The sequence below is a fragment of the Xanthomonas codiaei genome (assembly GCF_002939785.1).
In the GTDB taxonomy this organism is placed as follows: domain Bacteria; phylum Pseudomonadota; class Gammaproteobacteria; order Xanthomonadales; family Xanthomonadaceae; genus Xanthomonas; species Xanthomonas codiaei.
The window spans coordinates 1-26949 of record NZ_MDEC01000036.1 but is presented as its reverse complement, the minus strand read 5'-3'; the positions used below and the strand labels follow the sequence as shown (position 1 = coordinate 26949).

16 protein-coding genes and 3 other RNA genes are annotated in these 26949 nt (G+C 67.9%); 14 read left to right on the top strand and 5 right to left on the bottom strand.

Translation table 11 applies throughout. The features are described 5' to 3' along the window. The first annotated feature begins 36 nt into the window (after window positions 1-36). Complete coding sequence (locus XcodCFBP4690_RS19460; protein ID WP_104543609.1) at window positions 37-933, top strand: SDR family oxidoreductase; 897 nt, start codon at window positions 37-39, stop codon at window positions 931-933. Between the two features lie 186 nt (window positions 934-1119). Here XcodCFBP4690_RS19460 and XcodCFBP4690_RS19455 read toward each other — a convergent pair whose 3' ends face one another. Further along, entirely contained in the window at window positions 1120-3228 is a 2109-nt protein-coding gene (locus tag XcodCFBP4690_RS19455) for a phosphoglycerol transferase I (protein ID WP_104543607.1), read from the bottom strand. A gap of 532 nt (window positions 3229-3760) precedes the next feature. Between XcodCFBP4690_RS19455 and XcodCFBP4690_RS19450 the strand changes: the two genes are divergently transcribed. After that, a non-coding RNA gene (locus XcodCFBP4690_RS19450) (sX9 sRNA) lies at window positions 3761-3836 on the top strand. A gap of 170 nt (window positions 3837-4006) precedes the next feature. Here XcodCFBP4690_RS19450 and XcodCFBP4690_RS19445 read toward each other — a convergent pair. Beyond that, window positions 4007-5653 carry an ABC1 kinase family protein gene (locus tag XcodCFBP4690_RS19445; RefSeq protein ID WP_244183736.1) on the bottom strand — a complete coding sequence of 549 codons (1647 nt, stop codon included), beginning with the start codon at window positions 5651-5653 and terminating at the stop codon, window positions 4007-4009. Between the two features lie 309 nt (window positions 5654-5962). Between XcodCFBP4690_RS19445 and XcodCFBP4690_RS19440 the strand changes: the two genes are divergently transcribed. Further along, window positions 5963-6904, top strand: coding sequence for a DUF808 domain-containing protein (locus XcodCFBP4690_RS19440; protein ID WP_104543605.1), 942 nt, complete (start codon window positions 5963-5965; stop codon window positions 6902-6904). 312 nt (window positions 6905-7216) lie between these two features. On the opposite strand, the gene XcodCFBP4690_RS19435 is transcribed toward XcodCFBP4690_RS19440, so the two are convergent. Further along, a complete protein-coding gene (locus XcodCFBP4690_RS19435) occupies window positions 7217-8845 on the bottom strand; it encodes a GGDEF domain-containing protein (RefSeq protein ID WP_104543603.1) in 1629 nt (542 codons plus the stop codon). 482 nt (window positions 8846-9327) lie between these two features. Here XcodCFBP4690_RS19435 and glgA point away from each other — a divergent pair, with 482 nt between their 5' ends. The 8 genes from glgA (at window position 9328) to XcodCFBP4690_RS19395 (ending at window position 22580) form a co-directional block, all read left to right on the top strand. Further along, complete coding sequence (gene glgA, locus XcodCFBP4690_RS19430) at window positions 9328-10911, top strand: glycogen synthase GlgA (RefSeq protein WP_146091977.1); 1584 nt, start codon at window positions 9328-9330, stop codon at window positions 10909-10911. Then, window positions 10908-13142 (top strand): 1,4-alpha-glucan branching enzyme, encoded by a 2235-nt coding sequence (locus XcodCFBP4690_RS19425; protein ID WP_104543601.1) that lies wholly within the window; start codon window positions 10908-10910, stop codon window positions 13140-13142. Before glgA ends, XcodCFBP4690_RS19425 begins: the two co-directional genes overlap by 4 nt. A 2-nt stretch (window positions 13143-13144) precedes the next feature. Then, window positions 13145-14902 (top strand): malto-oligosyltrehalose trehalohydrolase, encoded by a 1758-nt coding sequence (gene treZ, locus XcodCFBP4690_RS19420; protein ID WP_104543599.1) that lies wholly within the window; start codon window positions 13145-13147, stop codon window positions 14900-14902. Then, the gene (locus XcodCFBP4690_RS19415) at window positions 14899-16830 is read left to right on the top strand and encodes a 4-alpha-glucanotransferase (protein WP_104543597.1); all 1932 of its coding nucleotides are present in this window, start codon (window positions 14899-14901) and stop codon (window positions 16828-16830) included. The genes treZ and XcodCFBP4690_RS19415 overlap by 4 nt, the downstream gene beginning before the upstream one ends. Beyond that, window positions 16827-19445 (top strand): malto-oligosyltrehalose synthase, encoded by a 2619-nt coding sequence (treY, locus tag XcodCFBP4690_RS19410; protein ID WP_104543595.1) that lies wholly within the window; start codon window positions 16827-16829, stop codon window positions 19443-19445. The genes XcodCFBP4690_RS19415 and treY overlap by 4 nt, the downstream gene beginning before the upstream one ends. Window positions 19446-19459: 14 nt before the next feature. Then, entirely contained in the window at window positions 19460-19645 is a 186-nt protein-coding gene (locus XcodCFBP4690_RS19405; protein ID WP_104543593.1) for a DUF2934 domain-containing protein, read from the top strand. Window positions 19646-19768: 123 nt separating this feature from the next. Continuing rightward, window positions 19769-21931, top strand: a complete 2163-nt coding sequence (gene glgX / locus XcodCFBP4690_RS19400) for a glycogen debranching protein GlgX (protein ID WP_104543591.1) — start codon at window positions 19769-19771, stop codon at window positions 21929-21931. A 16-nt stretch (window positions 21932-21947) separates the two neighbouring features. Next, window positions 21948-22580, top strand: coding sequence for an NAD(P)H-binding protein (locus XcodCFBP4690_RS19395; protein ID WP_104543589.1), 633 nt, complete (start codon window positions 21948-21950; stop codon window positions 22578-22580). A 161-nt stretch (window positions 22581-22741) separates the two neighbouring features. Here the strand turns inward: XcodCFBP4690_RS19395 and XcodCFBP4690_RS19390 are convergent, their stop codons facing one another. Next, window positions 22742-23500 (bottom strand): SDR family NAD(P)-dependent oxidoreductase, encoded by a 759-nt coding sequence (locus XcodCFBP4690_RS19390; protein WP_104543587.1) that lies wholly within the window; start codon window positions 23498-23500, stop codon window positions 22742-22744. 505 nt (window positions 23501-24005) lie between these two features. Here XcodCFBP4690_RS19390 and XcodCFBP4690_RS19385 point away from each other — a divergent pair. The 3 genes from XcodCFBP4690_RS19385 to XcodCFBP4690_RS19375 all read left to right on the top strand — a co-directional run bounded on the left by XcodCFBP4690_RS19385 (window position 24006) and on the right by XcodCFBP4690_RS19375 (window position 26507). After that, window positions 24006-25415: an FAD/NAD(P)-binding protein gene (locus XcodCFBP4690_RS19385; RefSeq protein ID WP_104543585.1), complete on the top strand. Its 1410-nt coding sequence runs from the start codon at window positions 24006-24008 to the stop codon at window positions 25413-25415. A gap of 503 nt (window positions 25416-25918) precedes the next feature. Beyond that, a complete protein-coding gene (locus XcodCFBP4690_RS19380; RefSeq protein WP_104543583.1) occupies window positions 25919-26350 on the top strand; it encodes a VirK family protein in 432 nt (143 codons plus the stop codon). Window positions 26351-26431: 81 nt separating this feature from the next. After that, a non-coding RNA gene (locus XcodCFBP4690_RS19375) (sX9 sRNA) lies at window positions 26432-26507 on the top strand. Between the two features lie 229 nt (window positions 26508-26736). Here the strand turns inward: XcodCFBP4690_RS19375 and XcodCFBP4690_RS19370 are convergent. Next, window positions 26737-26812: non-coding RNA, sX9 sRNA (locus XcodCFBP4690_RS19370), on the bottom strand. Window positions 26813-26949: the final 137 nt, after the last annotated feature.

Genomic DNA, 26949 nt, shown 5'->3' with positions numbered 1-26949 from the left:
CTTGCGACCAGACCACACTTCATGGGAGAGAGAGCGATGAAGACCGTACTGATTTCCGGAGCCGGCTCCGGCATGGGCCTGCTCACTGCGCAGACCCTGATCGCCCGCGGCGATGTCGTCTACGCCGGGGTACGCGACCCGGATGGACGCAGCAAGGCGCGCAGGGAGGCGTTGGAACGCCATGCGCAGGCCCATGGCACGCGCGTGCATGTCGTGGACATGGATATCCATCACCAGGCTTCGTGCCAGCACGCAGTGGACCGGATCGTGGCCGAGCAGGGGCGGCTGGATGTGGTGATCCACAATGCCGCGCACCTGTACATCGGGATGGCCGAAGGATTCACTGCCGAACAACTGAGCGAGAGCTTCAACACCAATGCGGTGGGCGCGCATCGGCTCAATCGCGCCGCATTGCCGCAGATGCGCAAGCAGGGCGACGGCCTGCTGCTGTACGTGGGCAGCACCATCACGCGCATCGTGGCGCCGTTCATGATGCCGTACGTGGCCGGGAAATACGCATTCGATGCAGTGGCCGAGACCACCGCCTACGAAGTGCGTCCGCTGGGCATCGACACCGTCATCGTCATGCCCGGTACCTTCATGGATGGCACCTCGCATTTCCAGACCGCGGTACGCCCGGCCGATACCGATGCCGCGCAGGGCTACGCTGCGGTGCAGGCGGAGTTCGACAACTACGAACCCGGGTTGCGTCGCCTGTATCGCGCCGGACAGCAGGCGCCGGTGCAGGCGGTGGCCGACGAGATCGCCCGGGTCCTGGCATTGCCCAAGGGGAGCAGGCCGTTGCGCACGACGGTGGATTTTGCCGACTACGGTGCCGAAGCCGTCAATGCCGTGGTCCAGGCGCAGACGGCGCGGGTGTTCGGCATCATGGGCATGCAAGACCTTCTGAACGTCGCCAGCGGCGACGCTTGAGCAGGCAGCGGGCGCGACGTCGGGCCAGGCCGGCCGACGTCCGCGCCCAGCCACGGGCCGTCCCCGGCATGACAGCGGCCGGAGATGTCGCGGGCACAAGCTGTGTCACCGCAGCGGCGCGCCAGCGTCGGCAGGCAATCGGGCGTTGCCACCACCCGGCGGGTGCGCCGGAGGCGATGGCCCGGGTCAGGAGCGATCGGCCCCCTCGCCCTGCTTGACCAATGCCAGGTCGTCCACGCTGACGTCTTCGGTGTAGTCGAGCCAGGCGCGGATCTCCAGATCGTCCACGGCATGCTCCAGGCCCACCGGCATGCGGATGCGCCCGGCGGTATCGGGCACCACCCACTGCTGCGCCAGCACCACCTTGCGCTCGGAGGACACTGCTTCGACCCAGAAGGCGCGGCTGGGCCGACGTTTGGCATAGACCTCCAGCATGTAGCGGCCGGCCTCGGTCTTGCGTGCGGCCTGGGTAAGCATGATCGGCTGGCGTACACGCGGGCGCGGGCCCTGCGGGACGACATCCAGCGGCGCATCCACTGCCACGCCGCGGATGAGGTCCGGGTCGCGATACAGCTTCATGTGCTGGTTGCGGTCCACCACCAGTGCGCACCAGTCGCCGTCGGCCGACCCATCCTCGAACGCGGTACAGCGGTCCACGTAGGCCAGTGCGCCCTTGCTGCGGGTGCGGTCGAACTGGCGCGAGGTGTTTTCCAGGTAGACCGTCTTCAGATTGGTGTCTTCGTCGTATTCCAGCAATACCGGCGGGCGGACCTGCTGCACGCCCACCACCACATCGCCATTGCCGTTGACGCGCAGCAGGCGCGTGCTCTGCCCGGTCCACAACGTGCGTGCGTAGGCCAGATAGCGCGGGTAATCCTTGCCGCTGTCACGGCTGGCCGCCACGCTGGCGCTGGGCGGTGCATCGTTGGCCAGCAGCGAGCGGCCGAATCCCAAGGTGCGTATGCCCGGTTCCAGCAGCTGCAGCAAGGTGGCACCGGAATCGAGCGTGCTGCCTGCGCGGGTGACCACCTGTTGTGGTGCGATGCCGTTGCCGAGGAACAGCAGCAGGTTTTCGCGCTTCTGGCTGGCGAGTACCTTGCTGAGGTCGTTCGGCATGGCCAGGTGATCGGAGGCGATCACGATCACCGTGTTGTTGCCATAGCGGCTGTTGCGGATGCGCGCGACCAGCTCGCCGATCAGACGGTCGCTGCACTGTATCGCATGCAGCAGGCCGATGTCACCCAGTGGGCCATCGTAGTGCTGGCCCTTGCAGGCCAGCGGCAGATGGCCGGCCGGGTGATGGGTATCCATGGTGAGCGTGGTCAGCATGAACGGCTGGCCGGCGCGCGACAGCGTCTGGAAACTGTCCCAGGCATCCTCCAGCAGCACGTCGTCGTGCACGCCCCAGGCAGAGAAATGCTTGGGGGCGATGCCCTTGTCGTGGAAATGGTGCAGGTCGTGCACCACGTCGAAGCCGTGGCTGGACAGAAAACGGCCCTTGCCGGCGAAGCTGGCGTCGGCACCGCCGACATAGTGATTGCGGTAGCCCTGATCCTTGAGATAGTCGCCCAGGCAGCGCGCTTCGGGCAGGAACAGGCCCATGCGGTCCATGCTGTTTTCATCGCCCGGCGCAGTGGTGAGCGGTACGCCGCACATCGAGGCCACCATGCCGGCGATGGTCCAGCCGCTGCCTTCGGTGGAGGCGAGGTTGCGCACGTCCACCGCCTCGGTGGCAAGCGCGCGCAGGTTGGGCATCAATCCAGGAAACACCGCCTCGTCGAAGTAGGTGCGCTCCAGGCTCTCGGCGTAGATCCACACGATGTTCCGGCGCTTGTGCAGCGGTTGCTGCGGCACCTGGTATTCGGGCACGACGGTGGCATAGTCGACCGGGCGCAGCTGGTAGTACAGCCGCTTGCCGTCGCGATACAGCGGGCTGACCGCCTGGCCGACGAGCAGCACCGCTACGAAGCCCGCGAACACCGCGCCGCCACCGCGCGTGCGCTGGAAGCGGCGCACCTTCACAAGCAGCAGCGGGCTGAGCGAGAGCAGCAGCATGCCGACGAACACGGCGATGTAGCCTGAGAAATCACTGACCCCGGCGCCCTCCATGTCGGCGCGCAGGTGATAGAGCGTCGCCGCGTTGATCCCGTCGCCACTGAGGCGGTCGATCAGGCCCCAGCTACTGAGCAGCAGCAGGAACAGCGACAACAGGCCGGCCTTGAGCCATGCCAGGCGCGGGGAGGCGACCAACAACCACAACAACAGCAGCAACGAAACCAACAACATCCAATGCATGCGCAGCGTCCATGGGGGAATGGTGGGAGCGCGTAGCGGACGCCTGGCTCGCCATGTCCTGTGCGTCACCGCAATGTGACACCCGGATGACCGACTATGCCGCGCCGAAGCTGACTGAAATGTTTGTTGGGATTGGAGACGGGCCACCGGGTGCGTTGGCTGATGCGCGCACCTAGCAAGTGCGCTCGCCGTGTGCATCTGGTCATTGTTTGGCTGGCGGTCCGAAAGCACGCACACAGCGTGCAAGCGCAATGCTGCAGGCAATTGGCGTGGTCAGCATCATCGTCAGAGCCTGCTTGCGTCTTGCTGCTTGTCGTATGGCCGGCGATGGTGCGAAGACGCCTGGTGCTTGGGCGACGTGTTGGTGCGTGGTGTTGCTCCGTACCCTCACCCCAACCCCTCTCCCGGGGGGAGAGGGGCTTGCTGCGGCTGGCTGCGAGACCTGTGGTACACCTACGTAGCACCTGTTTAGAGCAGCTAGCAAAACTACTGCGCGGCCGCCAGGCGGGCGCGGTCGGTGCTCGGAATCCTCATGTACCACTCGTACACTGCGGTTCCTCCGCGCCGTCCGCACCCACCTGACGACCGCTCGCTACGTTTTGTTAGCCGCTCTTAATGGCGGCAGTGCACTACATCCTTGCAGATAACGCAGACTGTGCAGCACGAGTGACGAAGGCTATGCAGCACCAGTAACAAGGCCATACAGCATGAGTAAGGACCATCATGCAGCATGAGTATGTCGTGCAGCAAAATTCTCGCGGCATGATCGAGCGCAGCGCTAGCGGTGGCCGCGTTCCTCGCGTGCACGCACGCGGCGGTCGAACAGCAGCGCGCTGACCACGATGCCCAGGCCCAGCACCACGCCCAGCAGGAACAGCACCATCGCGATGGCGGGGTAGCCCCACAGCTTGAAGCCGGTGTCGATGCGCATCATCTGCGCCGACGCCATGATCAATGCCGCAGTCACGATGCCGGCCGCGACACGGTTGGCGATCTTCTGCAGGCTTTCCATCAGATGCGATTCTTCCAGCCCGGTGACGCGCATCTGCAGGCGGTTTTCCGCCGCCAGCGACAGGATCTCGGACATGCGCCGCGGCCCTTCGCGTACCAGGTGCTGCAGCTCCATCGCCTCGCTGGCCAGGTTGGCGGCGGACATAGATTTTTTCAGGCGCGCGCGCATCACATGCTGCAGATGGCGTTCGACGATACGGCGCGTATCCAGTTGTGGCGAAAGCGCGCGGCACACGCCTTCCAGGTTCAGCAGCGTCTTGCCGAGCAGGCTCAGCTCCGGTGGCGTGCGCAGCCCGGTGGAGGTGGCGATGCGCACCAGATCCAGCACTACGCGGCCTTCGGAGGTGGCATCGTGCGCGGCGTAGCGCGCAATCATCTGCCCGGTTTCGCGCTGGTAGCGGTCTTCGTCGTAATCCTCCAGCCGCGTGCTGAGCGCGATGGTCTCTTCGGCCACCTCTTCGCCACGGCCATCGACCGCGGCGAACAACAGCTTGAGCAATCGCTCGCGCAGGCGCGGTGGCACGTGCGCCACCATGCCCAGGTCGAAGATGGCCAGGCGCCCGTCCGACAGCACGCGCAGGTTGCCCGGATGCGGGTCGGCATGGATTTCGCCGTGCACGAACATCTGATCCAGGTAGCCCTTGACCAGTTCGGCGGCCAGATCGTCCATCGGTTGCTCGGTGCGGCGCAGACCGGAGATCTTGTCCACGCGCACGCCTTCGGCCAGCTGCATGGTCAGCACGCGCCGGCTGCTCAGATCCCAGATCGGCTGCGGCACCCATAGCAGCGGGAAGGGCTTGAGATGCTTGCCGAAGCGCACCAGGGTTTCGGCTTCGTCCTGGTAATTGAGTTCGGCACGCAGGGTCTTGCCGAATTCGCCCAGCCAGTCGGCAAAGCGCACCCGGCGACCGATGCCGGTCAGCCGATCGGCGGCGGTGGCGAAGCTCTTGAGCACGTCCAGGTCCGAGCGCACCTGTGCGGCCACCTCGGGCTTTTGCACCTTGATCGCCACCGGGGTGCCATCGCGCAGGGCGGCACGGTGCACCTGCGCCAGCGATGCGCAGCCCAGCGGCACCGGATCGAAATGCGAGAACGCCTTGTTGACCGAGACACCGAGCTCGTCTTCGATGATCTGGCGGATGCGCTCCACCGGCACCGAGCTGGTGTTCTCCTGCATGCGCTCCAGCGCGGTGGCGAACTCCGGCGGCACGATGTCCGGGCGCGTGGACAGCATCTGCCCCAGCTTGACGAAGGTGGGGCCCAGCGCCTCCAGGTCGGAGACGAATTGGTCCGGCGTACCCTCGGCAGGCACCTCGTATTCGTTGATGGCCGCCGGATCCAGGTTCATGCCGGCGAACACGCCCGATCCGCGATACCGCAGCAGCAGGCGCAGGATCTGCGTGCGCCTGCTCATGCCACCCACCACGGCGTGGTCGGCCGGGTGTGCGGCCGGGGCCGTGCTGCGCTGTGGATCGTTGGGACTCAAGGCCTTCTCCGGGCGTCGTGCAAGCGGCGAGTGTGGCCAGCGACAGGTCGTCGGGTGGTGAATCCGGGCCCATCGCGCCATCGCTTGCGAGCGCGGCAGCACGCGCTGGCCATGACTGCGAGGCAGTGCCGGCAGCGCTCGCGCATCGGCGCCCAATCAACGCGCAATGGCCTGCCGTCACCCCACGCGGGCGCCGGATCGGCGAGAATCCCCGGCCACCCACGAAGGACCTTGCGCATGGCCGGTGCCAGCCTGTTCACCCTGCTCGACGACATCGCCACCTTGCTGGACGACGTTTCCATCCTGACCAAGGTCGCGGCCAAGAAGACCGCCGGCGTGCTCGGCGACGATCTGGCGCTCAACGCGCAGCAGGTGACCGGCGTCAGCGCCGACCGCGAGTTGCCGGTGGTGTGGGCGGTGGCCAAGGGCTCGCTGGTCAACAAGGTGATCCTGGTGCCGGCGGCGCTGGCGATCAGCGCACTGGAGGCCTGGCTGCGCGGACGCGGCTACACCATTCCGCTGGTGATGCCGTTGATGATGATCGGCGGCGCCTACCTGTGCTTCGAGGGCGTGGAGAAGCTGGCGCACAAATTCCTGCACAGCGAAGACGAGGACGCGCAGCGGCACGCCGAACGCACCCGCGCGCTGGCCGACGAGAGCGTGGACGTGGTGGCGCTGGAGAAGGACAAGGTCAAGGGCGCGATCCGCACCGACTTCATCCTGTCGGCGGAGATCATCGTGCTGTCGCTGGGCGTGGTGGCGGAGGTGTCGTTCGGCCAGCAGGTGGCGGTGCTGGTGGCGATTGCGCTGGCGATGACCGTCGGCGTCTACGGCCTGGTGGCGGCGATCGTGAAGCTGGACGACCTGGGCCTGTACCTGACCCGCAAAGGCGCGTCGCTGGCCGCGCTGGGCCGCGGCATCCTGGTGGCCGCGCCGTGGTTGATGAAGTTCCTGTCGGTGGCCGGCACGCTGGCGATGTTCCTGGTCGGCGGCGGCATCCTGGTGCACAACATCCCCGCGCTGCATCACGTGGTGATGGATCTGGCCAAGGGCGCCGGCGGCATGGGCTGGCTGGTGGAGACGCTGGGCAACATGCTAGTGGGCGTGGTGGCCGGCGCGGTGGTGCTGGCGGTGGTGACCGGGTTCCAGAAGCTGCGCGGGAACAAGGCCGCGCACTGAGTCCCCGTGCGTCCCTCGGGGCGAGGCGCGCGGCGGGCTGGCAGGTGCAGCAGATGGCGACATGCAGCCGATATCGATCCGCATGGTCGCGGTGGTCTGTCGCATTCGTTCGATGCCGGCCCTGGGCGGCGAGCCAGAGCGCCGTGTGGTCTGGCCCAGCCGACGCGTCCTGCGCACGTGCCACCGACGGCGCCTGGCGCCGATCAGGGCGTGGCCCGATCGCCGTGAACGATGGCTCTGCAGGACCTGCAACGCGCGCGTGGCCCCAACTGCCCGCGCTACCGAACAGGGCGATCGACAGCATTCGGTGAACTAATCGGCGCTGATCACCCGATTCTTGCCCGCGGCCTTGGCGTCGTACATGGCGCGGTCGGCGCGCCGGATCAGTTCGTCCTGGGTCTCGTCGGCATGCCGCAGCGCCACGCCGGCACTGAAGCTGATGAAGATCCGCACGTCCTCGTGCAACAGCGAGCGCTGCGCCAATGCACGCTGCAGACGGATCACCGCCGCGCTGGCTTCGAAGATGGTCGAGTCCGGCAGCAGCAGCACGAATTCCTCGCCGCCGAAGCGGGCAATGGCGTCGGTGGTGCGCAACACCGCCTTGGCCACGTCCACGGTGTGGCGCAGTGCGGCGTCGCCGCCGGCATGGCCGTGGGCCTCGTTGAGGCGACGGAAGTCGTCCAGGTCCAGCATCGCCACGCACAGCGGCTGGCCGCTGCGCTGGGTGCGGACCGCTTCGCGCTGGAACAGTTCTTCGAAGCCGCGCCGGTTGAGCGCGCCGGTCAGCTGATCCTCGCGGACCAGCCCAGCCACCGCATTGAGCTCCTGTTCCAGCGAGGCGATGCGCTGTTCGGCCTCTTCGACCTGGCGGCGTGCCGAGAGCAGTTCGTCGCGTGCGGCCAGTGCCTGCGCCTGCACCCCGGCGGTGTCCTGCAGCACGTCCTGCAGCAGGCGATTGAGATCGGGAATGCTGCGAGCGTCGCCGATCGCCTGCGAATAGCCGGCAACGCGGTCGTGATATTCGCCGGTACTGGTGGCCATGCCGTCGAGCCGGTCGACGAAGGACACCATCATCTCGCGCATGGCGGTCTTGGAATCGGCGATGCCCTGCTTGAGCAGGCCCTGCTTGTAGATCACCTCGCGCAGGGTGCCACGCGCCTGCTCGATCGACTCCCCGTCCAGCGGGCCGGCCAGCAGCTGCCGCACCACCGAGATCTGGCCCTGCAACCAGCTGCGATCGTCCAGCAGTTCGCCGACGTTCTCCAGCAGCAGGTCGAACAAGCCGAGCAACAGGTTCTGCTGCTCGCTGGCGTCTTCGGCGCGCAGGCCGATCTGGTGGCTGAGCTCGCGCAGGCGCTGCTCCAGCGTGATCAGTTCATGCCCCGGGCGCCAGTGGCGCAGGGCCGATGCCAGGGTCTGGGCCTCTTCGGCCAGCTCCGGGCTGCGTTGCAGCAAGGTGGCCAGGGCATTGCCCAGCGCATGGCGCAGCAGGTCGCGCAGCTGTTCGGCTTCGGTACGGCCTTCTGCCAGCGAGTCGCCGATATCGATGGTGCGGATGTACTTGTCGATCAGTTGGCGCAGCGTGCGGCCATAGCCCAGCCAGTCGCCGGCGGCGTAGGCCGTACTCAGGCGTACGCCCATGTCGCCGAGTTCGCCATGCAGGCTGGCCATGCCGTCGGCGAACGCCAGCAGCAGGGCTTCCGGATGTGCGGCATGCGAGAACAGGCGGATCAGCATGGCCGTGGCAGCGGCCGGATCGTGCGTGCCGGACTTGGCCTTGGCCGGTACCAGCTGGTGGGCAGCCATGGCCTGTGCGCCGTGCGCGGAACTGCGCACGCTCGGCAGGGCGGCCGCCGGGCGCGCGCTGTCCGCGCCACCCCAGGGCAACAGACGGCGCAGCCCGCCACGCGGGCGGCTTGGAAGTTCAGGCTGGTCTGCCATGCCAGATCTCGAAAAGGTCGACGTGCTAACGCTCTTTATCGGCGCAGGCGCAGGCCGCTTGAGCAGGCCCGACCGTGGCGTCGCGGCACGGCATGTCTCCCTCGCGAAGGGCGGTGCCGAGAACGTCGTGAACCCAGGCATGAACAAGTCACGCAGATGACGACGAGCGCGGCCGGGTTCTCCCGCATTCGGTGCATCGCAGTGCCAGTGCACCGATGCGGGGATGTCGTTGCACTGCGATGCATCGCTTATGCCTGTCGGCATGCGCAACCGTGCGCGATGGAATGTGGCTGTCGCAGAAAAGTCAGCACATGTTCACGCATATTTTATTTGGTCGGGGTGTAGATTCATCGACAAGGACGACGTGGAGTACGCGCGTTGGCCCCGCTCCTCATTCGTTGCATGTCGTCTGGCCCGATCGGCAGACGATGGTTGTCGCTTCGCCGTTTTCCGTCTCCACCCACTTTACGACGGACGTTTAGATGGTTGCCATGATGCCGCTCCACGCTACCAGCGCACGCCTCGAGCGCAGCGCGTTGATCCCCACGCTGAAGAAGAGCGGGCGGCCGCGCGACGCGCGCGGGCGCTTCATCCGCCATCACGAGCGTCTGCCGGTGTCGCTGGCCGACACGCGCGGTGCGTTGTTCGTGGTGTCGGAGATGGCCGACTTCATCAAGGCCGGTGGTCTGGGCGATGTGGCGGCCGCACTGCCGCGCGCGCTGCGTCATCGCTATGACGTGCGCGTGTTGATCCCCGGGTATCGCGCGGTGCTCGAGCGCGCCGGCAAGGTCGAGATCGTGGGCCGTGTGCTGGCGCATGCCGCGCTGCCGGCCTGCGACATCGGCCGTATCGTGCAATCGGACGGCTTGCCGATCTATATCCTGCTGTCCAAGGAACTGTTCGAACGCGATGGCTCGCCGTACGTGAGCACCAGCGGTTCGGAGTTCGAAGACAATGCCATCCGTTTCGCCACCTTGTCGCACGCCGCCGCGCAGATCGCCGCCGGCCATGCCGGGCTGGGCTGGAAGCCGCGCCTGCTGCATCTCAACGATTGGCCGTGTGCGCTGGCGGCCGGCTATGTGCGCTGGTCCGGCGGCACCACCCCGTGCCTGCTCACCATCCACAACCTGGCCTACCAGGGCCTGGTGCCGTATTCGATGGCTGCGGCGCTGGGCATTCCCGCCGAGCGCGTGGCCGAGCTGGAGTTCTACGGGCAGATGTCGTTCCTGCGCGGCGGCATCGTCAATGCCGACCACGTCAATACCGTCAGCGTCAGCTATGCCAAACAGATCACCGGCCCGGCACAGGGCTGCGGGCTGGACCGGCTGCTGGCCGGCCGCGCTGCCAAGGGCGCGCTGACCGGGATCGTCAACGGCATCGATGCCAGCTGGGACCCGCGCACCGACGCGCACCTGGATGCGCATTTCAGCGTGAACCACTGGCAGGGCCGTCAGGCCAACGCCGGGCAGGTGCGCAAGGCCTTCGGGCTGCGCGAGAGCACCGGCCCGCTGTTTGCGGTGGTCTCGCGGCTGGTGCACCAGAAGGGCCTGGACCTGATCTGCGAGGTCGCTCCGCAGATCGTGGCTGCCGGTGGCCAGATCGCGGTGATCGGCGGCGGCGAGCCGGAGATCGAGCAGCAGGTGGCCGAGCTGACCCGCCGCTATCCCGGCCAGGTCGGCGCCTTCATCGGCTTTGAGGAAGGCCTGGCACGGCGCATGTTCGCCGGTGCCGACTTCCTGCTGATGCCGTCGCGGTTCGAGCCCTGCGGCCTGAGCCAGATGTATGCACAACGCTTTGGCTGCCTGCCGATCGCCCACGCCACTGGCGGGCTGATCGACACCGTGGACGACGGCGTCACCGGCTTCCTGTTCCAGCACGCCAGCGTGGAGGCGCTGCGCCGCTGCCTGGAACGCGCCTTCCGTACCTTCCGCCTGCCCAGCCTGCTGGCGGCGATGCGCCGGGCGGCGATGCTGCGCCCCAGCGGCTGGGATGTGGCCGGCAAGAAGTACCTCTCCCTTTACGAACACACCGCTGCCACCGCGCCCGCGCTTGCGACGGTGTCATGAGCGAACGGTTGGGCGGGCAGGGCCAGGAGACGGAAACTGACGCGGTGACCACGGAAGGTATGTCCGATGTTGCGCAGACCCTGCAGGCACTTGCCCAGGGTCTGCCCGCCGATGCATTCACGGTGCTGGGCCCGCATCCGCAGGCCGACGGGCGCCGCCGCGTGCGCGTGCTGGCACCAGGCGCCGAGGCGATGGGCTTGATCGATCCGCGCGGCAAGCTGCTGGCACGCATGCAGGCCACCGAGACCGATGGCCTGTTCGAAGGCGAACTGGCCGGCGACGGCTCGTACCGGCTGCGCATCGTGTGGCCGGACGTGGTGCAGGAGATCGAAGACCCCTACGCATTCGGCCCGATCCTGGACGAATCGTTGCTGCTGCAGATCGCCGCCGGCGACGGGCAGGCGCTGCGCCGCGCGCTGGGCGCCCAGCACATGCGCTGCGGCGACGTGCCGGGGGTGTGCTTTGCGGTATGGGCACCGCACGCGCAGCGCGTGGCCGTGGTCGGCGACTTCAATGGCTGGGAGGCGCGGCGGCACCCGATGCGCCAGCGAAGTGGTGGCTTCTGGGAGCTGTTCCTGCCGCGCGTGGAAGCCGGTGCGCGCTACAAGTACGCCATCACCGCTGCCGATGGCCGCGTGCTGTTCAAGGCCGACCCGGTGGCGCGCCAGAGCGAGCTGCCGCCGGCCACCGCCTCGGTGGTGCCCGGTGACGCAGCATTCGCCTGGACCGATGCCGACTGGATGCGCCGGCGCAGTGCGCAGGCCTTGCCGGCGCCGATGTCCATCTATGAGGTGCACGCGGCTTCGTGGCGTCGCGACGGGCATGACCAGCCGCTGGACTGGCCCAGCCTGGCCGGGCAGCTGATTCCGTATGTGCAGCAGCTCGGCTTCACCCATATCGAACTGCTGCCGATCACCGAGCACCCGTTTGGTGGATCGTGGGGCTACCAACCGCTGGGCCTGTATGCGCCCACCGCGCGGCATGGCAGCCCGGATGGTTTTGCCGCCTTTGTCGATGCCTGCCATCGCGCCGGCATCGGCGTGATCCTGGATTGGGTCAGCGCGCACTTTCCCGATGACGCACACGGCATGGCGCAGTTCGATGGCGCGGCCCTGTACGAGCACGCCGACCCGCGCGAAGGCATGCACCGCGACTGGAATACGCTGATCTACAACTACGGCCGCCCGGAAGTGACCGCGTTCCTGTTGGGCAGTGCGCTGGAGTGGATCGACCACTACCACCTCGATGGCCTGCGCGTGGATGCGGTGGCCTCGATGCTGTATCGCGACTACGGCCGTGCCGAGGGCGAGTGGGTGCCCAATGCGCACGGCGGCCGCGAGAACCTGGAAGCGGTGGCCTTCCTGCGCCAGCTCAACGGGGAGATCGCCGCACGCTTTCCCGGCGTGCTGACCATCGCCGAAGAATCCACCGCCTGGCCAGGGGTGACCGCACCGCTGGCCGATGGCGGGCTGGGCTTCACCCACAAGTGGAACATGGGCTGGATGCACGACACGCTGAGCTACATGCAGCGCGATCCGGCCGAGCGCGCCCAGCACCACAGCCAGCTCACCTTCGGCCTGGTGTACGCGTTCTCCGAGCGCTTCGTGCTGCCGCTATCGCACGACGAAGTGGTGCATGGCAGCGGTGGCCTGCTCGGGCAGATGCCCGGCGACGACTGGCGGCGCTTTGCCAACCTGCGCGCCTACCTGGCGCTGATGTGGGCGCACCCGGGCGACAAGCTGCTGTTCATGGGCGCCGAATTCGGCCAGTGGGCCGACTGGAATCACGACCAGTCGCTGGACTGGCACCTGCTCGATGGCGCCCCGCATCGCGGCATGCAACGGCTGGTGGGCGATCTCAATGCCGCGCTGCGGCGCGTGCCAGCGCTGTACCGCGGCACCTACCGTGCCGAGGGGTTCGACTGGAGCGTGGCCGACGATGCGCGCAACAGCGTGCTGGCCTTCATCCGCCACGATCCCGACGGCGGCGGCGTGCCGCTGCTGGCGGTGAGCAACCTCACTCCGCAACCGCTGCACGACTACGGCGTGGGCGTGCCGCGTGCCGGCGCCTGGCGCGAAATCCTCAATACCGATAGCGCCCACTACGGTGGCAGCAACCTCGGCAACGGCGGTCGCCTGGCGACCGAGCCGATGGGCATGCATGGGCATGCGCAACGGCTGCGCCTGACCCTGCCGCCGCTGGCCACGATCTACCTGCAAGCGGAGAACTGACAATGAACGAGCGCGACGCGACCACCCCGGCCTGGGGCGCATGGCCAGCGGGTGAAGGACAGGTGCGCTTCGCGCTCTGGGCGCCGGAGGCAAGCCGCGTGGAGGTGGTGTTCGCCGATGGCGCGCGCGCTGCGCTGCAGGCGGGGGCGGACGGCTTCTTCAGTGCGGTGCTGGCCTGTGCCGCCGGTGCGCGCTATCGCTACAGCATCGACGGGGGCGATCCGGTACCGGATCCGGCCTCGCGCTGGCAGCCGGACGGCGTGCATGGCGCCAGCGCCGTGCAGCCCACCGATGGCTACCGCTGGAGCCACCCGCAATGGCAGGGCCGGCCCTGGGACGAGGCGGTGATCTACGAACTGCACGTAGGTGCCTGCGGTGGCTATGCAGGCGTGCAGGCGCAGCTGCCGCAGCTGGCGGCGATGGGCATCACCGCGATCGAACTGATGCCGCTGAGTGCCTTCCCCGGTGCGCACAATTGGGGCTACGACGGCGTGCTGCCGTATGCGCCGGCGCAGGCCTATGGCACGCCGGACGAACTGAAGGCATTGATCGACGCCGCGCACGGGCATGGCCTGATGGTGCTGCTGGACGTGGTCTACAACCACTTCGGTCCGGACGGCAATTATCTGCACAGCTACGCAGCCCCGTTCTTCAACGAAGACAAGCCCACCCCATGGGGGGCGGCGATCGATTTCCGCAAGCCGCCGGTGCAGCGCTACTTCCTCGACAACGCGCTGATGTGGCTGCACGAGTACCGTTTCGACGGGCTGCGCCTGGACGCGGTGCACGCGATCACCCCGAACGCCTTCCTGGACACCTTGCGCGAGACCATCGACGCCAGCCTGCCCGCCGGTCGCCACGTGCACCTGGTGCTGGAGAACGAAGCCAACCAGGCCTCGCAGCTGCAACGCGGCTATACGGCGCAGTGGGACGACGACTTCCACAATGCGCTGCATGTGCTGCTGACCGGTGAAGCCGAAGGCTATTACGCCGCGTTCGCCGACAAGCCGACCGAACACCTGGCGCGCGTGCTCGGCGAAGGCTTCGCCTACCAGGGCGAGCCGGACCCGCGCGGGCATGTGCGTGGCGAACCGAGCGGGGCATTGCCGCCGCACAAGTTCGTGGTGTTCGCGCAGAACCACGACCAGATCGGCAACCGCGCACGCGGCGAACGGCTGAGCGTGCTGGTCTCGCCGCAGCGCTTGCGTGCGGCACTGGCGCTGACCGCGTTGACGCCGATGATCCCGCTGTTCTTCATGGGCGAACCGTGGGGCGCCACCCAACCATTCCTGTTCTTCACCGATTTCGGCCCGCCGCTGGACGAGGCGGTGCGCGAAGGCCGCCGCCGCGAGTTCGCGCACTTTGCCGCGTTCGCCGATCCGGAGCAGCGCGCCACCATTCCCGATCCGAACAGCCAGGCCACCTTCGCCGCCTCGCGTTCGCCGCTCGAAGACGCCGCGCACGGCGAGGGCGCGCAATGGGCGGCCTGGTTCACTGCGCTGCTGGGCGTGCGGCGCCAGTGGCTGGTGCCGGACCTGGCACAGGCGCGCGCGCTGCGTGCCAGCGTCCTGGCTGATGGCGCGGTGACCGCCAGCTGGGAGCTGCCGGGCGGGTTGTGGCATATCGCCTTCAATGTGGGCGCTGCGGCCGTGCCGCTGCCACCGCGGCGCGGGCAGGTGGTGCATGCCGAAAACGTGGATGTCGCCGCGCAGCTGCTGCCGGTCGATGGCTTCATCGCCTGGCACGAGGCGCAGGCATGAGCGCCGATTCCCTGCACGCCCTGGCCAGCGCGGCCGGGGTGATGGTCGATTGGGTGGATGCCAGCGATCAACCGCGGCAGGTGTCCGAGCCGTCGCTGCAGGCGGTGCTCACCGCGCTGGAGTTGCCGGCCGCCACCGCCGCGCAGCGCGAGGACAGCCTGCGCCGCTGCCAGGCGCAGGCGGCTGAACCGGCCGCCCTGCTCACCGCGCAGGTGGGCGCGCCGCTGGCGCTGCGCGTTGGCGCCAATGCCAGTGGCCGCTGGACCGACGACAGCGGCGCCAGCGAAGCGGCGCAGGCCAACGCACAGGGGCAGCTGCGTGCGCCGCAACGCTATGGTTACTGGACACTGGAAATCGGCGGAATCACGCAGCAGGTGGCGGTTGCGCCGCAGCGCTGTTTCAGCGTGGCCGATGCCTGCGGCCAGGCCGCACCACGGGCCTGGGGCATGGCGCTGCAGGTGTATTCGGCCTGCAGCCCCGACGATGCCGGCATCGGCGATGCCGCCGGCACGGTCGAATGGTTGCGGCATGCGGCATTGGCTGGCGCCGATACGCTGGCACTGAGCCCGGTGCACGCTTCACGTCCGGTCACCGGCGGCTACAGCCCGTATTCGCCCAGCGACCGGCGTTTCTTCGACCCGCTGCACGCCGCACCGGTGCGCGTGCTCGGCGAGACCGCGCTGGAAGCACTCGCTGCCGTGCCGGGCCTGCGCGAGCACTTCGACGCACTGCACAGCCATGCCTTGATCGACTGGCCGGCCTCGGCGCAGGCCAAGTGGCGCTTGCTGCGCGAGCTGTACGCGCGGGTGTCGCCGGATCATCCGGATCTGCTGGCGTTCCGCACGGCAGGTGGCGCGGAGCTGGAGGGATTCGCCCGGTTTGCCGCACGCGATTTCGGCGACAACGATCCGCAGCTGCATGTGTTCACGCAGTGGCTGGCCGCGCGCAGTTGGGCCGACGCACAGCGCGAAGCGCACGAGCGCGGCATGAAGATCGGCCTGATCGCCGATCTGGCAGTGGGCTTCGACCCCAAGGGCGCCGAAGCGGCTGCAGCCGGCGATACCGTGTTGCGTGGGCTGGTGCTGGGCGCGCCGCCGGACGCCTTCAATGCCGACGGCCAGCACTGGGGCATCGGTGCGTATTCGCCCACCGCCCTGCGGCGCAGCGGCTTCGCACCGTACATCGCGCTGTTGCGCGCGGTGCTGCGCGAGCGCGGCGGCATCCGCATCGATCACATCCTGGGCCTGCTGCGGCTGTGGGTGGTGCCCGATGGCGCCGGCTCCAACGAAGGCGCCTACCTGTCCTATCCGCTGCACGACCTGCTCAACCTGCTGGCGCTGGAATCCTGGCGCCACCGCGCGATCGTGATCGGCGAGGACCTGGGCGTGGTGCCGCCGGGCATCCGCGAAGAGCTGTCCCAGCGCGGGGTGATGGGCATCGATGTGCTGATGTTCACCCGCGACAGGCACGGTGCATTCATCGCCCCGGCGCTGTGGCGCCCGGATGCGGTGGCCACCACTACCACCCACGATCTGCCCACGCTCACCGGCTGGCGCAAGGGCCGCGATATCGACTGGCGTCGCCAGCTGGAGCTGATCCAGCCCGCCCAGGCGGCCGATGACGCCAAGGCGCGCACGCAGGACCTGGCCCGCCTGGATGCCGCGGTGGAACACGCCGGCCTGCACGGCGAGGACCGGTTGCTGGGCGCGCTGCGCTTCACCGCCAGCGGCGTGTCGCCGCTGGTGCTGCTGCCGGTGGAAGATGCGCTGGCGCTGGAAGAACAACCCAATCTGCCGGGCACCGTCGAGGTCCATCCCAACTGGCGCCGACGCCTGCCCGATCCCTTGCCGCATGCGCGCCTGACCACGGCGCTGCACGGCGTTGCCGAGGCGCGTCGCGTCGCGGCCGTTTCGGACTCCCAGTCATGATCGAGCTTCGCGCCACCGCCCGCCTGCAGCTGCATGCCGGCTTCACCCTGCACGATGCACGCGCGCAGGTGCCGTACTACGCCGGCCTGGGCATCAGCCATCTGTACCTGTCGCCGATCGGCACGGCGGTGCCGGGCTCCACGCACGGCTACGACAACATCGACCCCACGGTGGTCAACCCCGAACTCGGCGGCGAACAAGCGCTGGTTGCGCTGTCCAAGGCCGCGCGCGAACACGGCATGGGGCTGATCGCCGACATCGTGCCCAACCACATGGCCACGCATGCAGACAACGCGTGGTGGTGGGATGTACTGCGGCATGGCCGTAGTGCCAGGCATGCCGACTGGTTCGACATCGACTGGCGCGCCCCGGGCCGCGACGGCAAGCTGTGGCTGGCGGTGCTGGATCGCCCGTATGCCAGCGCCCTGGCCGAAGGCCTGATCACCCTGGTGGTGGACGAAGTCGGCAGCGCCGCCCTGGCGCATTACGACCAGCGCTACCCGATCCGGGCACAGACGCTGGAGGTGCCGGACAAAGCGGCACGCGCGCAGTGGCTGCGCGACTACAACGATGGCGCCAAGCGCGGCGATGGCCGCCTGCACAAGTTGATCGAGCGCCAGCCGTATCGCCTGAACTGGTGGCGTGTGGGCAACGACATGCTCAACTACCGCCGCTTCTTCGACATCACCTCGCTGGTGGCGTTGCGGGTGGAGCTGCCGGCCGTGTTCGACGCGGTGCATGCGCTGCCGCTGCGACTGGTGGCCGAAGGCCATCTGGATGGCCTGCGCATCGATCACGTGGACGGGCTCACCGATCCCACCGGGTATGTGCGCAAGCTGCGCAGCCGGCTGGATGCGGCCGGGCGTACGCGCGGGCTCAAACCCGGCACGCTGGGGCTGTATCTGGAAAAGATCCTCGCCCCCGGCGAACACCTGCCGGCCGACTGGCCGTGCGATGGCACCACCGGCTACGACTTCATGGACCAGGTGGGCGGCGTGCTGCACGACGCGGCCGGCTTCAAGCCGCTGGCACGCGCCTGGCAGAAGACCAGCGGCCGCAGCGGCGATTTTGCGCAGGAAGAGCGCAACGCACGCGACGAGATGCTGCGTGGCCCGCTGCAGACCGAATTCAATCGCGCCGTGGGTGCGTTGTCGGCGCTGGCGCGATTGGACCCGCCCACCCGCGAGTTCAGCCCGCAGATGCTGGCACGCGGGCTGTGCGTGCTGCTGCGCTGGTTCCCGGTGTACCGCACCTACGCCGGCCCCAAGGGCATCGGCGGCAGCGAAGCCGAGCGCCTGCGCGCCACCGCCGCGCGTGCACGCGAGGGCATGCCCGAATCGATCGTGGCGGCAGTGAATGCCATCGAGCGCTGGCTGCTGGACGATACCGGCGCCGATCGCGCGCAGATCGCCTTGCGGCGCATCCTGCGCCGCCGCGTCGAACAGCTCTCCGCGCCGCTCAATGCCAAGGCGGTGGAAGACACCGCGTTCTATCGGCATGGCGTGCTGCTGTCGCGCAACGAGGTGGGCAGCCACCCGACCCACTTCGCCAATGAGGCGGCGCAGTTCCACGCGCAGAACCTTGAGCGCGCCAGGCACTATCCGCGCGCGCTGCTGGCCACTGCCACGCACGATCACAAGCGCGGCGAAGACCTGCGCATGCGGTTGGCCGTGCTGTCCGAACAGCCGCGCTGGTGGATCGAGCAAAGTACCCAGTTCGACACCCTGGCCGAAGCGCTGGATGCGCCGGCCCTGGCCGGGGGCGATCAGCAGATGCTGTGGCAGACCCTGGTGGCGGCCTGGCCGATCGGGCTGGGCGCCGACCAGGCCGAGCCGCTGGCCGCCTTTGCCGAGCGCGTGGCGCAGTGGCTGCTCAAGGCGGTGCGCGAAGCCAAGCTGCATGCCAGCTGGACCGATGGCTCGGCCGACTACGAACAGGCGGTACAGGCCACCGTGGAGCAGGTGCTGTGCAGCCGCGCCGGGTTGCCGCTGCGGCGCGCGTTGCTGCGCGCCAGCAACCGCATCGCCGCGGCCGGTGCGCGCAATTCGCTGGTGCAAACCACGCTGCGCCTGACCGTGCCGGGCGTGCCCGATCTGTACCAGGGCACCGAAGGCTGGGACCTGTCGTTGGTGGATCCGGACAACCGCCGCCCGGTGGACTATGCGCAACGCCAGCAGTGGCTGGACCAGGCGCGCGACTGGACCACGCTGCTGCGCAACTGGCGCGATGGCGCGGTCAAGGCCCGCCTGACTGCGGTGCTGCTGCAACTGCGCCGCGAACATCCGGCGCTATTTGCGAAGGGTGACTATCAAGCCTTGCAGGTTGCCGTCAGCGGCGATGCGCAGGTGCTGGCCTTCCGTCGTCACTACCGCGGCCAGTCGCTGGTGGTGGCGGTGACCCGGCTGGGCGCCGGTGCGTCGGGCGATGGAGACCTCCCGCTGCTGGTGCCGCCGGCCAGTTGGGGTCAGGCGGCATTGGCCTTGCCGGAAGCGTCCTACCGCAATGTGCTCGACGGCAGCACGCTGCAGCCCCAGCGCGGTCGCGTGCCGTTGTCGACGCTGTTTGCACGTGCGCCGGTGGCAGTGTTGTCGACCCCGTCATCCCCAGACCCCTGAGAGAAACGCACGCAATGAATGACATGGAACGGCAGGCACGGCTTCGCCAGTTGGCACAGGAGATCTGGGAGGCCGAAGGCCGTCCCGACGGACATGCGGACCGCCATTGGGCGATGGCCGAGCGGCTGGTGGCCGCCGAAGAGCGCGCGGCCGAGCAGGCCGCCGAGCACGCGGTCACGCCGATCACTGCACGTCAGTAACGCTGCCTCTGTCACCGTTTCGACGTGCCTGGCGCAGGATCGGCGTGCGCCTCCACCGGCGTAGGCCCATGGACCCGCAGTGCTGATTCCCGTATCCGAGTTCACCGCAGCAAGGAGTTATCGATGGCCACTCGCAAGTTCACCCAGCGCTCGCGCATCCGCGAAGGCCGTCCCAACCCGCTAGGCGCCACCTGGGATGGCCTGGGCGTCAACTTTGCGCTGTACTCGCGCAACGCCACGCGGGTGGAACTGTGCCTGTTCGACGAGCGCGGCCGCGAGCAGGAACGCATCGCACTGCCCGAATACACCGACGAGGTCTGGCACGGCTATCTGCCCGACGCGCGCCCCGGCCAGCTGTACGGCTACCGCGTGCATGGCCCCTATGCGCCGGATGCCGGCCACCGCTTCAACCACAACAAATTGCTGCTGGACCCGTATGCCAAGCAGATTGTCGGTGAACTCAAATGGGCGCCGCATCTGTTCGGCTACATCATCGGCCACCGCGACAAGGACCTGAGCTTCGACCGGCGCGACAGCGCCGCATTCATGCCCAAGTCCGCGGTGATCGACCCGGCCTTCACCTGGGGCCAGGACCGCCCGCCGCAGACGCCTTGGAACCGCACGGTGATCTATGAGGCACACGTGCGCGGCCTGAGCATGCTGCACCCGGCGGTACCGCCGGAAAATCGCGGTACGTTCTCGGCGCTGAAGACCGACGAGCTGATCGACCACATCAGCTCCCTGGGCGTCACCGCGGTGGAGTTACTGCCGGTGCATGCCTTCGTCGACGATCAATACCTGCTGGAAAAAGGCCTGCGCAACTACTGGGGCTACAACACGCTGGGCTTTTTCGCCCCGCAAGGCCGCTACATGTCCACGCGCACCGTGGCCGAATTCAAGCAGATGGTGGCGCGGCTGCACCACGCCGGGCTGGAAGTGCTGCTGGACGTGGTCTACAACCACACCGCCGAAGGCAACGAACTCGGGCCCACGCTCTCGTTCAAGGGGATCGACAACGCCAGCTATTACCGCCTGGCCGACGACCGCCGGTTCTATATCAACGACACCGGCACCGGCAACACCTTCGACCTGACCAACGTCGGCGCGCTGCGCATGGTGATGGATTCGCTGCGCTACTGGGTGCAGGAAATGCACGTGGATGGCTTCCGTTTCGATCTGGCCAGCATTCTCGGACGCGAGCGCTACGGCTTCGACCCGTCGGGCAGCTTCCTGGATGCGGTGCGGCAGGACCCGGTGCTGAGCCAGACCAAGTTGATCGCCGAGCCGTGGGACATCGGACCCGGCGGCTATCAGGTGGGCAATTTCCCGCCCGGCTGGGTGGAGTGGAACGACAAGTTTCGCGACAACGTACGTGCGTTCTGGCGCGGCGATGCCGGCCAGCTGGCCGAACTGGCCACCCGCCTCACCGGCTCGGCCGACCTGTTCAATCACAGCGGTCGCCGCCCCACTGCCTCGGTCAACTTCGTCACCGCGCACGATGGCTTCACCCTGCGCGATCTGGTGAGTTACGAAGGCAAGCACAACATGGCCAACGGCGAGGACGGCCGTGACGGCAGCGACCACAATATTTCCGCCAATTACGGGGTGGAAGGCGATACCAACGACCCGGCGATCAAGCAGCTGCGCCGCCAGCAGATGCGCAACCTGCTGGCCACCTTGCTGCTGTCGCAGGGCACGCCGATGCTGCTGGCCGGCGATGAATTCGGCCACAGCCAGAACGGCAACAACAACGCCTATTGCCAGGACAACGCGCTGACCTGGATCGACTGGACCGCCGCCACCAAGGCCGCCGCCGCCGACCAGGCCGCGTTCGTGCGGCGGCTGATCCGTATCCGTCAGCGCTATCCGCTGCTGCACCGCGCGCGCTTTTTCGACGGCAAGTTCGACGAAGCGCTGGGCCTGAAGGATCTCACCTGGCTGGCGCCCAATGGCGTGGAGATGGACGAAGCCGCCTGGCACGACCCGGAGGCGCGCGCGCTGATGCTGCGCCTGGATGGCCGCTCGCCGACCACCGGCCTGCGCGAGATCGCCGCCAACGTCACCTTGCTGATGCTGATCAATGCCGCGTCCACCAGCGTGTCGTTCATTCTGCCGGCGATGCACGACGAACACTGGCGCGTGCTGGTCGATACCGCGCGCCACGGCGGACGCGTGGTCGCTGGCGGCAGCGAGTGGAAGGCGCCGGCGCATTCGTTGACGTTGCTGGCGGTGGAACGCGACCGCATTGCCAGCAGTGCGCGCATCGTCTCCGAAGGGGCGCGCTGATGGCGAGGATGGCCTGATGGACGTATTGCTGGCAGGAGCCACCGGGTTGGTCGGCAGGCAGGTGTTGCAGCAGTTGCTGGCCGATGCGCGTTGCACCGGCGTGGTGGCGGTGACGCGCCGGCCGCTGACCCAGATCCATCCCAAGCTGCGCAACCAGGTGATCGACTTCGAGCGCCTGTCCAGCTGGACCGCGCCGCGCATGGAAGCGGCCATCTGCGCGCTGGGCAGCACCATGAAACAGGCCGGCTCGCGCGAGGCCTTCTATCGCATCGATCACGACTACCCGATGGCGCTGGCGCGCGCCGCCTGCGCGCAGGGCACCTCGGTGTTCGTACTGAACTCGGCGGCTGGCGCCGACGCGCGCTCGCGTATCTTCTACAACCGGGTCAAGGGCGAGCTGGAACGCGATCTGCGCGAGGTCGGTTTCCCCTCGCTCACCTTCGTACGCCCGGGCCTGATCGGCGGCGAACGCGAGGAGCGCCGCACCGGCGAACAGCTCGGTAGCCTCGTACTGGGCGCACTGGGCCCGATCCTGCCGCGCCGGTTCCGCATCAACCCGGCCGAGCGGATTGCCGCGGCGATGGTAAGCGCAGCGTTGTCACCGGCGCGCGGCGAGCACAGCGTGGAGGCGGCGGAACTGGTTGGCTGACCAGCTCCCTGCGCGTGTTCGCAGGGCGAGAGATGCAAGCCTGAGTGTCTTGGTAGGAGCGCGCCAGAGCGCGACGAGGCTTCACTCGTAAAGCCTCGTCGCGCTCTGGCGCGCTCCTACGAATGCGTGTGCAGTGGCGCCTTCGCTGGTGAGGCAGCTGCTCACACCCCCAGCGACTGCCCGCCATCCACCGCCAGCACCTGCCCGGTGATCCAGCGCGCCTGCGGCGAGGCCAGGAACAATGCGGCGTCAGCGACGTGCTGCACCTGCCCGAAACCGCCGAACGGAATGCTGTCGCGGATGCGTGCGTACAGTTCCGGCTCTTCGCGCCTGCGCTGGTCCCATAGCCCGTCGGGAAACTCGATCGAGCCCGGTGCGATGGCATTGACGCGAATGCGTTCGCGCGCCAGCTCGGCGGCCAGGGTGGTGGTGTAGTAATTCAGCGCGGCCTTGGCGGTGGAGTAGGCAATCGCGCGCGGCGTCGGGCGTTGCGCGTTGATCGAGCTGATGTTGAGGATCACCGCATCCGCGCTGCGGCGCAGATGCGGCAAGGCTGCGCGGTTGCAGCGCACGGCCGCCATCAGGTCGATCTCCAGGCCGGCCTGCCAGCTGGCATCGTCCGTGCCGTGACCGTAGCCGGAGGCATTGTTGACGACCACATCCAGGCCACCCAATGCCTGCGCGGCGGCCTGCACGTAGTGCTCGATCTGTGCTGCGTCGGCCAGGTCGCAGGGCAGGGTGTGCACCGGCGTACCGCGCGCCGCCAGCGTCTGCGCCGCCTGTGTCAGGCCGTCGGGGTTACGCGCGCAGATCGACACCTGCGCACCATTGCGCACGAAGGCGTCGGCGATCGCCAGGCCAATGCCGCGGCTGCCCCCGGCGATCAGGACACGTTGCGGAAGCGATGCGGAGTCGGACATGACAGAGACCTGAGAACACATCTGCGCATTATCGAACAGCTGGCACTGCACGACTCGCCTCGGTTAAACCGTGCGGGTAGATCGGCACCCAACGCGGTATCGCGAAAATGCGACGCCACTCCATGCGGTGAGCGATGCGAGATCCGTCGCAGCCGCCGACCGGCACCGCTGCACAGGCGTCGCTGGTCTGGGCTGGCGAAGATCCGCGGCGTCGGCCCCTGGCGCTTTCAGGCGCATCGCCCGCACGCGTTGGGCAGCACGGACGCAGGCAGCCTTGCGCAGCAGAGGGCCTACCCGCTGTCCATATCTCCGATTGGCCATGTCGAATGCGGTGGCGGCCGCTGTCATTTCGCTGCCATCTGCGCCAAGCGCCGCTTGCCCGGCAAGCCTCATCACCGCTGGCGATCAGCTCATGCCTTTCCGGTTGCTCGTCGCTAACCAAACGTTTACACACTGGCGGCCCGCTACGGGCACAACGTGCGGGTCATTCAGTGGGGAGTTGCACATGGAAACCCATATCACCGTCATCGGTCCCGGCTTCTGCGGCACCGCGCTGGTCCGTGCACTGGCGCAGACGGCCGACGCACAGGTGCGCATCACGCTGGTCGGCGTGGCCGACACCTTCGGCAGCGGCATCGCCTACGGTGCCGCGCGGCCGGAGCACCTGCTCAATGTGCGCGCCAAGGATCTGGGCATCGATGCCCAGGCGCCGGCTGCGTTCGCCGAGTCCTTGCACCTGGGCGATAGCGGGCGGTTGGAATTCCTGCCGCGGCTGGCCTATGGCGACTATCTGCGCAGCGAACTGGATGCGGCAGTGAGCGGCGCGCAGGCCTCCATCGTGCGGTTGTCGCAGGAGGCGGTGGCGGTGGAGCGGATGCGCAAGGGCTTTCGTGTGTTCCTGGCCAACGGCGATGCCTTCCACAGCGACCGCGTGGTGCTGGCGGTGGGTGGACTGCAGCCGCAGGCGCTGGCCGGCATTGGCCCACGCTTGAGCGTGCATTCGCGCTACATCGGCTGGCCGTGGCAGGGCGATGCGCTGGCGCGGCTGTCGCCGGATGACGATGTGCTGATCGTCGGCGCGGGCCTGACCATGGTCGATGTGGCGCTGACCCTGCACGCACGCGGGCACAAGGGACGGCTGCTGGCGATCTCGCGGCGCGGGCTCGCGCCGCAGGCGCATCTGCGCCAGCCCGGCGCGCCGCTGGAGTTGCCGCCGCACCTGCAACGCGCGCTCAAAGATGCCGACCTGCGCGGCCTGTTGCGCGGTGTGCGCCAGCTCAGCGCGGTGGTGGACGACTGGCGGCGCGTGGTGGATGCGCTGCGCCCGCATCTGCAGCCGCTGTGGCAGCGCCTGGAACTGGCGCAGCGTGCGCGCTTCCTGCGCCATCTGCGGCCGTACTGGGAAGTGGCGCGGCATCGGGTGGCGCCGGGCGCGGCGGAGCAACTGGCGCACTTGCAGGCCGGCGGCCAGCTGCAGGTCGTGGCCGCGCGGCTGCTGCGTGCGCGCTGGGTTCCCGATGGCGTGGAAGCGGTGATCCGCGCGCGCGGCGCGGCCGATGCGCAGACGCTGCGGTTCGATGCGGTTGTTCGCGCCACCGGACTGGATACCGATATCGACCGGACCAGCGACCCATTGATCGCCGGCATGCGCGAAGCCGGCCTGTTGCGTGCCGACCCGCTTGGGCTGGGCGTGGACACCGATGCGCAACTGCGCGTGCGCGATGGTACCGGGCAGATCGTGCCGGGGCTGTACTGCGTGGGGCCGCTGTTGCGCGGGCGTTATTGGGAAATCACCGCCGTTCCTGAGTTGCGCGTGGCCACGCGCGCACTGGCCGACCGGCTGTTGCTGGGCGCCACTCCGGCGTTACAGCCGGAACCCGAGCAGGTGCCGCGCGAGGTCAACGGCCGGTTGTAGGCAGCCCGTGTTTGACCTCATGCCTGGTGTGCGCAGATGAGCCGTAAGGGGCTGTCCGCTTGCTGATCGGATGCTGGGGCTGCCATCCGGCGATCACGGGGCAGGCGGGCTGCGCTTGGCTGTGCACGGCCAAGCGCGGCGGCGTTCCACCTGGCAGGGCGTAGGGCTGCTGCCGGGCTTTGGCAAGCCTGCTCGCGGTTCTTGTCGATCCAGGTCTGCAGCGTGGTGATCGTCGTCTCGTCCGGCAGGTCTTCGCCGGTTTCGTGCGGCGTGACGGGCGCGGTGGCACTGCGCGCAGGCCATCCCGGGCAAGTGCAGAACGGATCTGCGCATGCAGGCATGGTCAGAATTGTGCGCCCGTGCACGCGCGTTGCCGAACAGCGCAAACATGCAGCGCGATGCGTAGTGCGGCGCACGGTGTTGGGCAGGACCGGGTCATGGTGTAGGCCCTGGACTCACCGATGTCCAGGGCGCTCGATTCCCTCGTCTGCCTGGAGTTCGCCATGCCCCGTCTTGCTTCCGCCATCGTTGCTGCCGCGCTGTGTGCCTGTGCCCTGCCGGCCATGGCCAGCGAATCGCTCAATTCGCGCGCCGACGTCATTGCCGCACTCGACGCCGGTTACGACGTCAGCCTGACCACCAATCTCAGTCTCTGCACGCCCGAACAAGGCACGCCCGCCAGCCAGACCCGCGGCGGCCGCCATATCGATGCCTACCGCATCACCGAGGACGGCACGGCCGCATTCTCCGGCTCGCACTTCACCGTGGCCAACGACGGCAAGCCGATCCAGCAGTTCATGCGGTACCAGCTGCGCCCGGACGGCAGTGTGCGGTTCACCACCTACATGTACGACCTGCCAGCGCTGCAACAACGCGGCCCGATGCTGGCGTATCAATGCAAGATCAATCAGGGCATTCGTTTCCATGCTGATTGAGCGGGGCTCAGCAAGCGGCGAGCCAAGGGCGGCTAACGACACGACTACGCAGCTGTGAGGCGGGTCATGCCGGTGCTCGGCATGGCCACTCGGACACTGCGGTTCGCAGTGAGCCTTCCATACGCACCTGATGACTGCTCGCTACGCTCGGTTAGCCGCTCTGAGTTCGCTGGTCGCCAGACGCTGACGCGTGCGGACTTGCGATGTCGTACCAAAGTGTGTGGCGTCGCTCAAACAGAACGACAAATTACGCAGGCGATCGAGGCTTCGCCCGCACCCTCATCCGCCCCTGCGGGGCAGCTTCTCCTCCATAAAGGAGGACAATATCCCGGCGGGAGAAGGGATATCTCTTCACTGTGCGTGAGGAGTGCGCATAGCCTTAGAGCGGCTAACAAAACGTAGCGAGCGGTCGTCAGGTGGGTGCGGACGGCGCGGAGGAACCGCAGTGCACGAGCGGTACATGCCGATTCCGAGCACCTACCGCGCCCGCCTGGCGGCCGCGCAGTAGTTTTGCTAGAGCGTGTTATGAACTTTGAAATAGAGACGCGGCATTTCCAAGCATGAGGATGGAGAAGACGACGAAGTGGAGTCCTGCCAGG

Bases quoted from the DNA above. Each gene is read 5' to 3' on its own strand.
- glgX (WP_104543591.1), top strand. From the start codon at position 19,769: ATGGCCACTCGCAAGTTCACCCAGCGCTCGCGCATCCGCGAAGGCCGT.
- XcodCFBP4690_RS19445 (WP_244183736.1), bottom strand. From the start codon at position 5,653: ATGAGCAGGCGCACGCAGATCCTGCGCCTGCTGCTGCGGTATCGCGGA.
- treY (WP_104543595.1), top strand. From the start codon at position 16,827: ATGATCGAGCTTCGCGCCACCGCCCGCCTGCAGCTGCATGCCGGCTTC.
- XcodCFBP4690_RS19390 (WP_104543587.1), bottom strand. From the start codon at position 23,500: ATGTCCGACTCCGCATCGCTTCCGCAACGTGTCCTGATCGCCGGGGGC.
- XcodCFBP4690_RS19385 (WP_104543585.1), top strand. From the start codon at position 24,006: ATGGAAACCCATATCACCGTCATCGGTCCCGGCTTCTGCGGCACCGCG.
- XcodCFBP4690_RS19415 (WP_104543597.1), top strand. From the start codon at position 14,899: ATGAGCGCCGATTCCCTGCACGCCCTGGCCAGCGCGGCCGGGGTGATG.
- XcodCFBP4690_RS19455 (WP_104543607.1), bottom strand. From the start codon at position 3,228: ATGCATTGGATGTTGTTGGTTTCGTTGCTGCTGTTGTTGTGGTTGTTG.
- XcodCFBP4690_RS19460 (WP_104543609.1), top strand. From the start codon at position 37: ATGAAGACCGTACTGATTTCCGGAGCCGGCTCCGGCATGGGCCTGCTC.
- XcodCFBP4690_RS19405 (WP_104543593.1), top strand. From the start codon at position 19,460: ATGAATGACATGGAACGGCAGGCACGGCTTCGCCAGTTGGCACAGGAG.
- glgA (WP_146091977.1), top strand. From the start codon at position 9,328: ATGGTTGCCATGATGCCGCTCCACGCTACCAGCGCACGCCTCGAGCGC.
- XcodCFBP4690_RS19440 (WP_104543605.1), top strand. From the start codon at position 5,963: ATGGCCGGTGCCAGCCTGTTCACCCTGCTCGACGACATCGCCACCTTG.
- treZ (WP_104543599.1), top strand. From the start codon at position 13,145: ATGAACGAGCGCGACGCGACCACCCCGGCCTGGGGCGCATGGCCAGCG.
- XcodCFBP4690_RS19435 (WP_104543603.1), bottom strand. From the start codon at position 8,845: ATGGCAGACCAGCCTGAACTTCCAAGCCGCCCGCGTGGCGGGCTGCGC.
- XcodCFBP4690_RS19425 (WP_104543601.1), top strand. From the start codon at position 10,908: ATGAGCGAACGGTTGGGCGGGCAGGGCCAGGAGACGGAAACTGACGCG.
- XcodCFBP4690_RS19380 (WP_104543583.1), top strand. From the start codon at position 25,919: ATGCCCCGTCTTGCTTCCGCCATCGTTGCTGCCGCGCTGTGTGCCTGT.
- XcodCFBP4690_RS19395 (WP_104543589.1), top strand. From the start codon at position 21,948: ATGGACGTATTGCTGGCAGGAGCCACCGGGTTGGTCGGCAGGCAGGTG.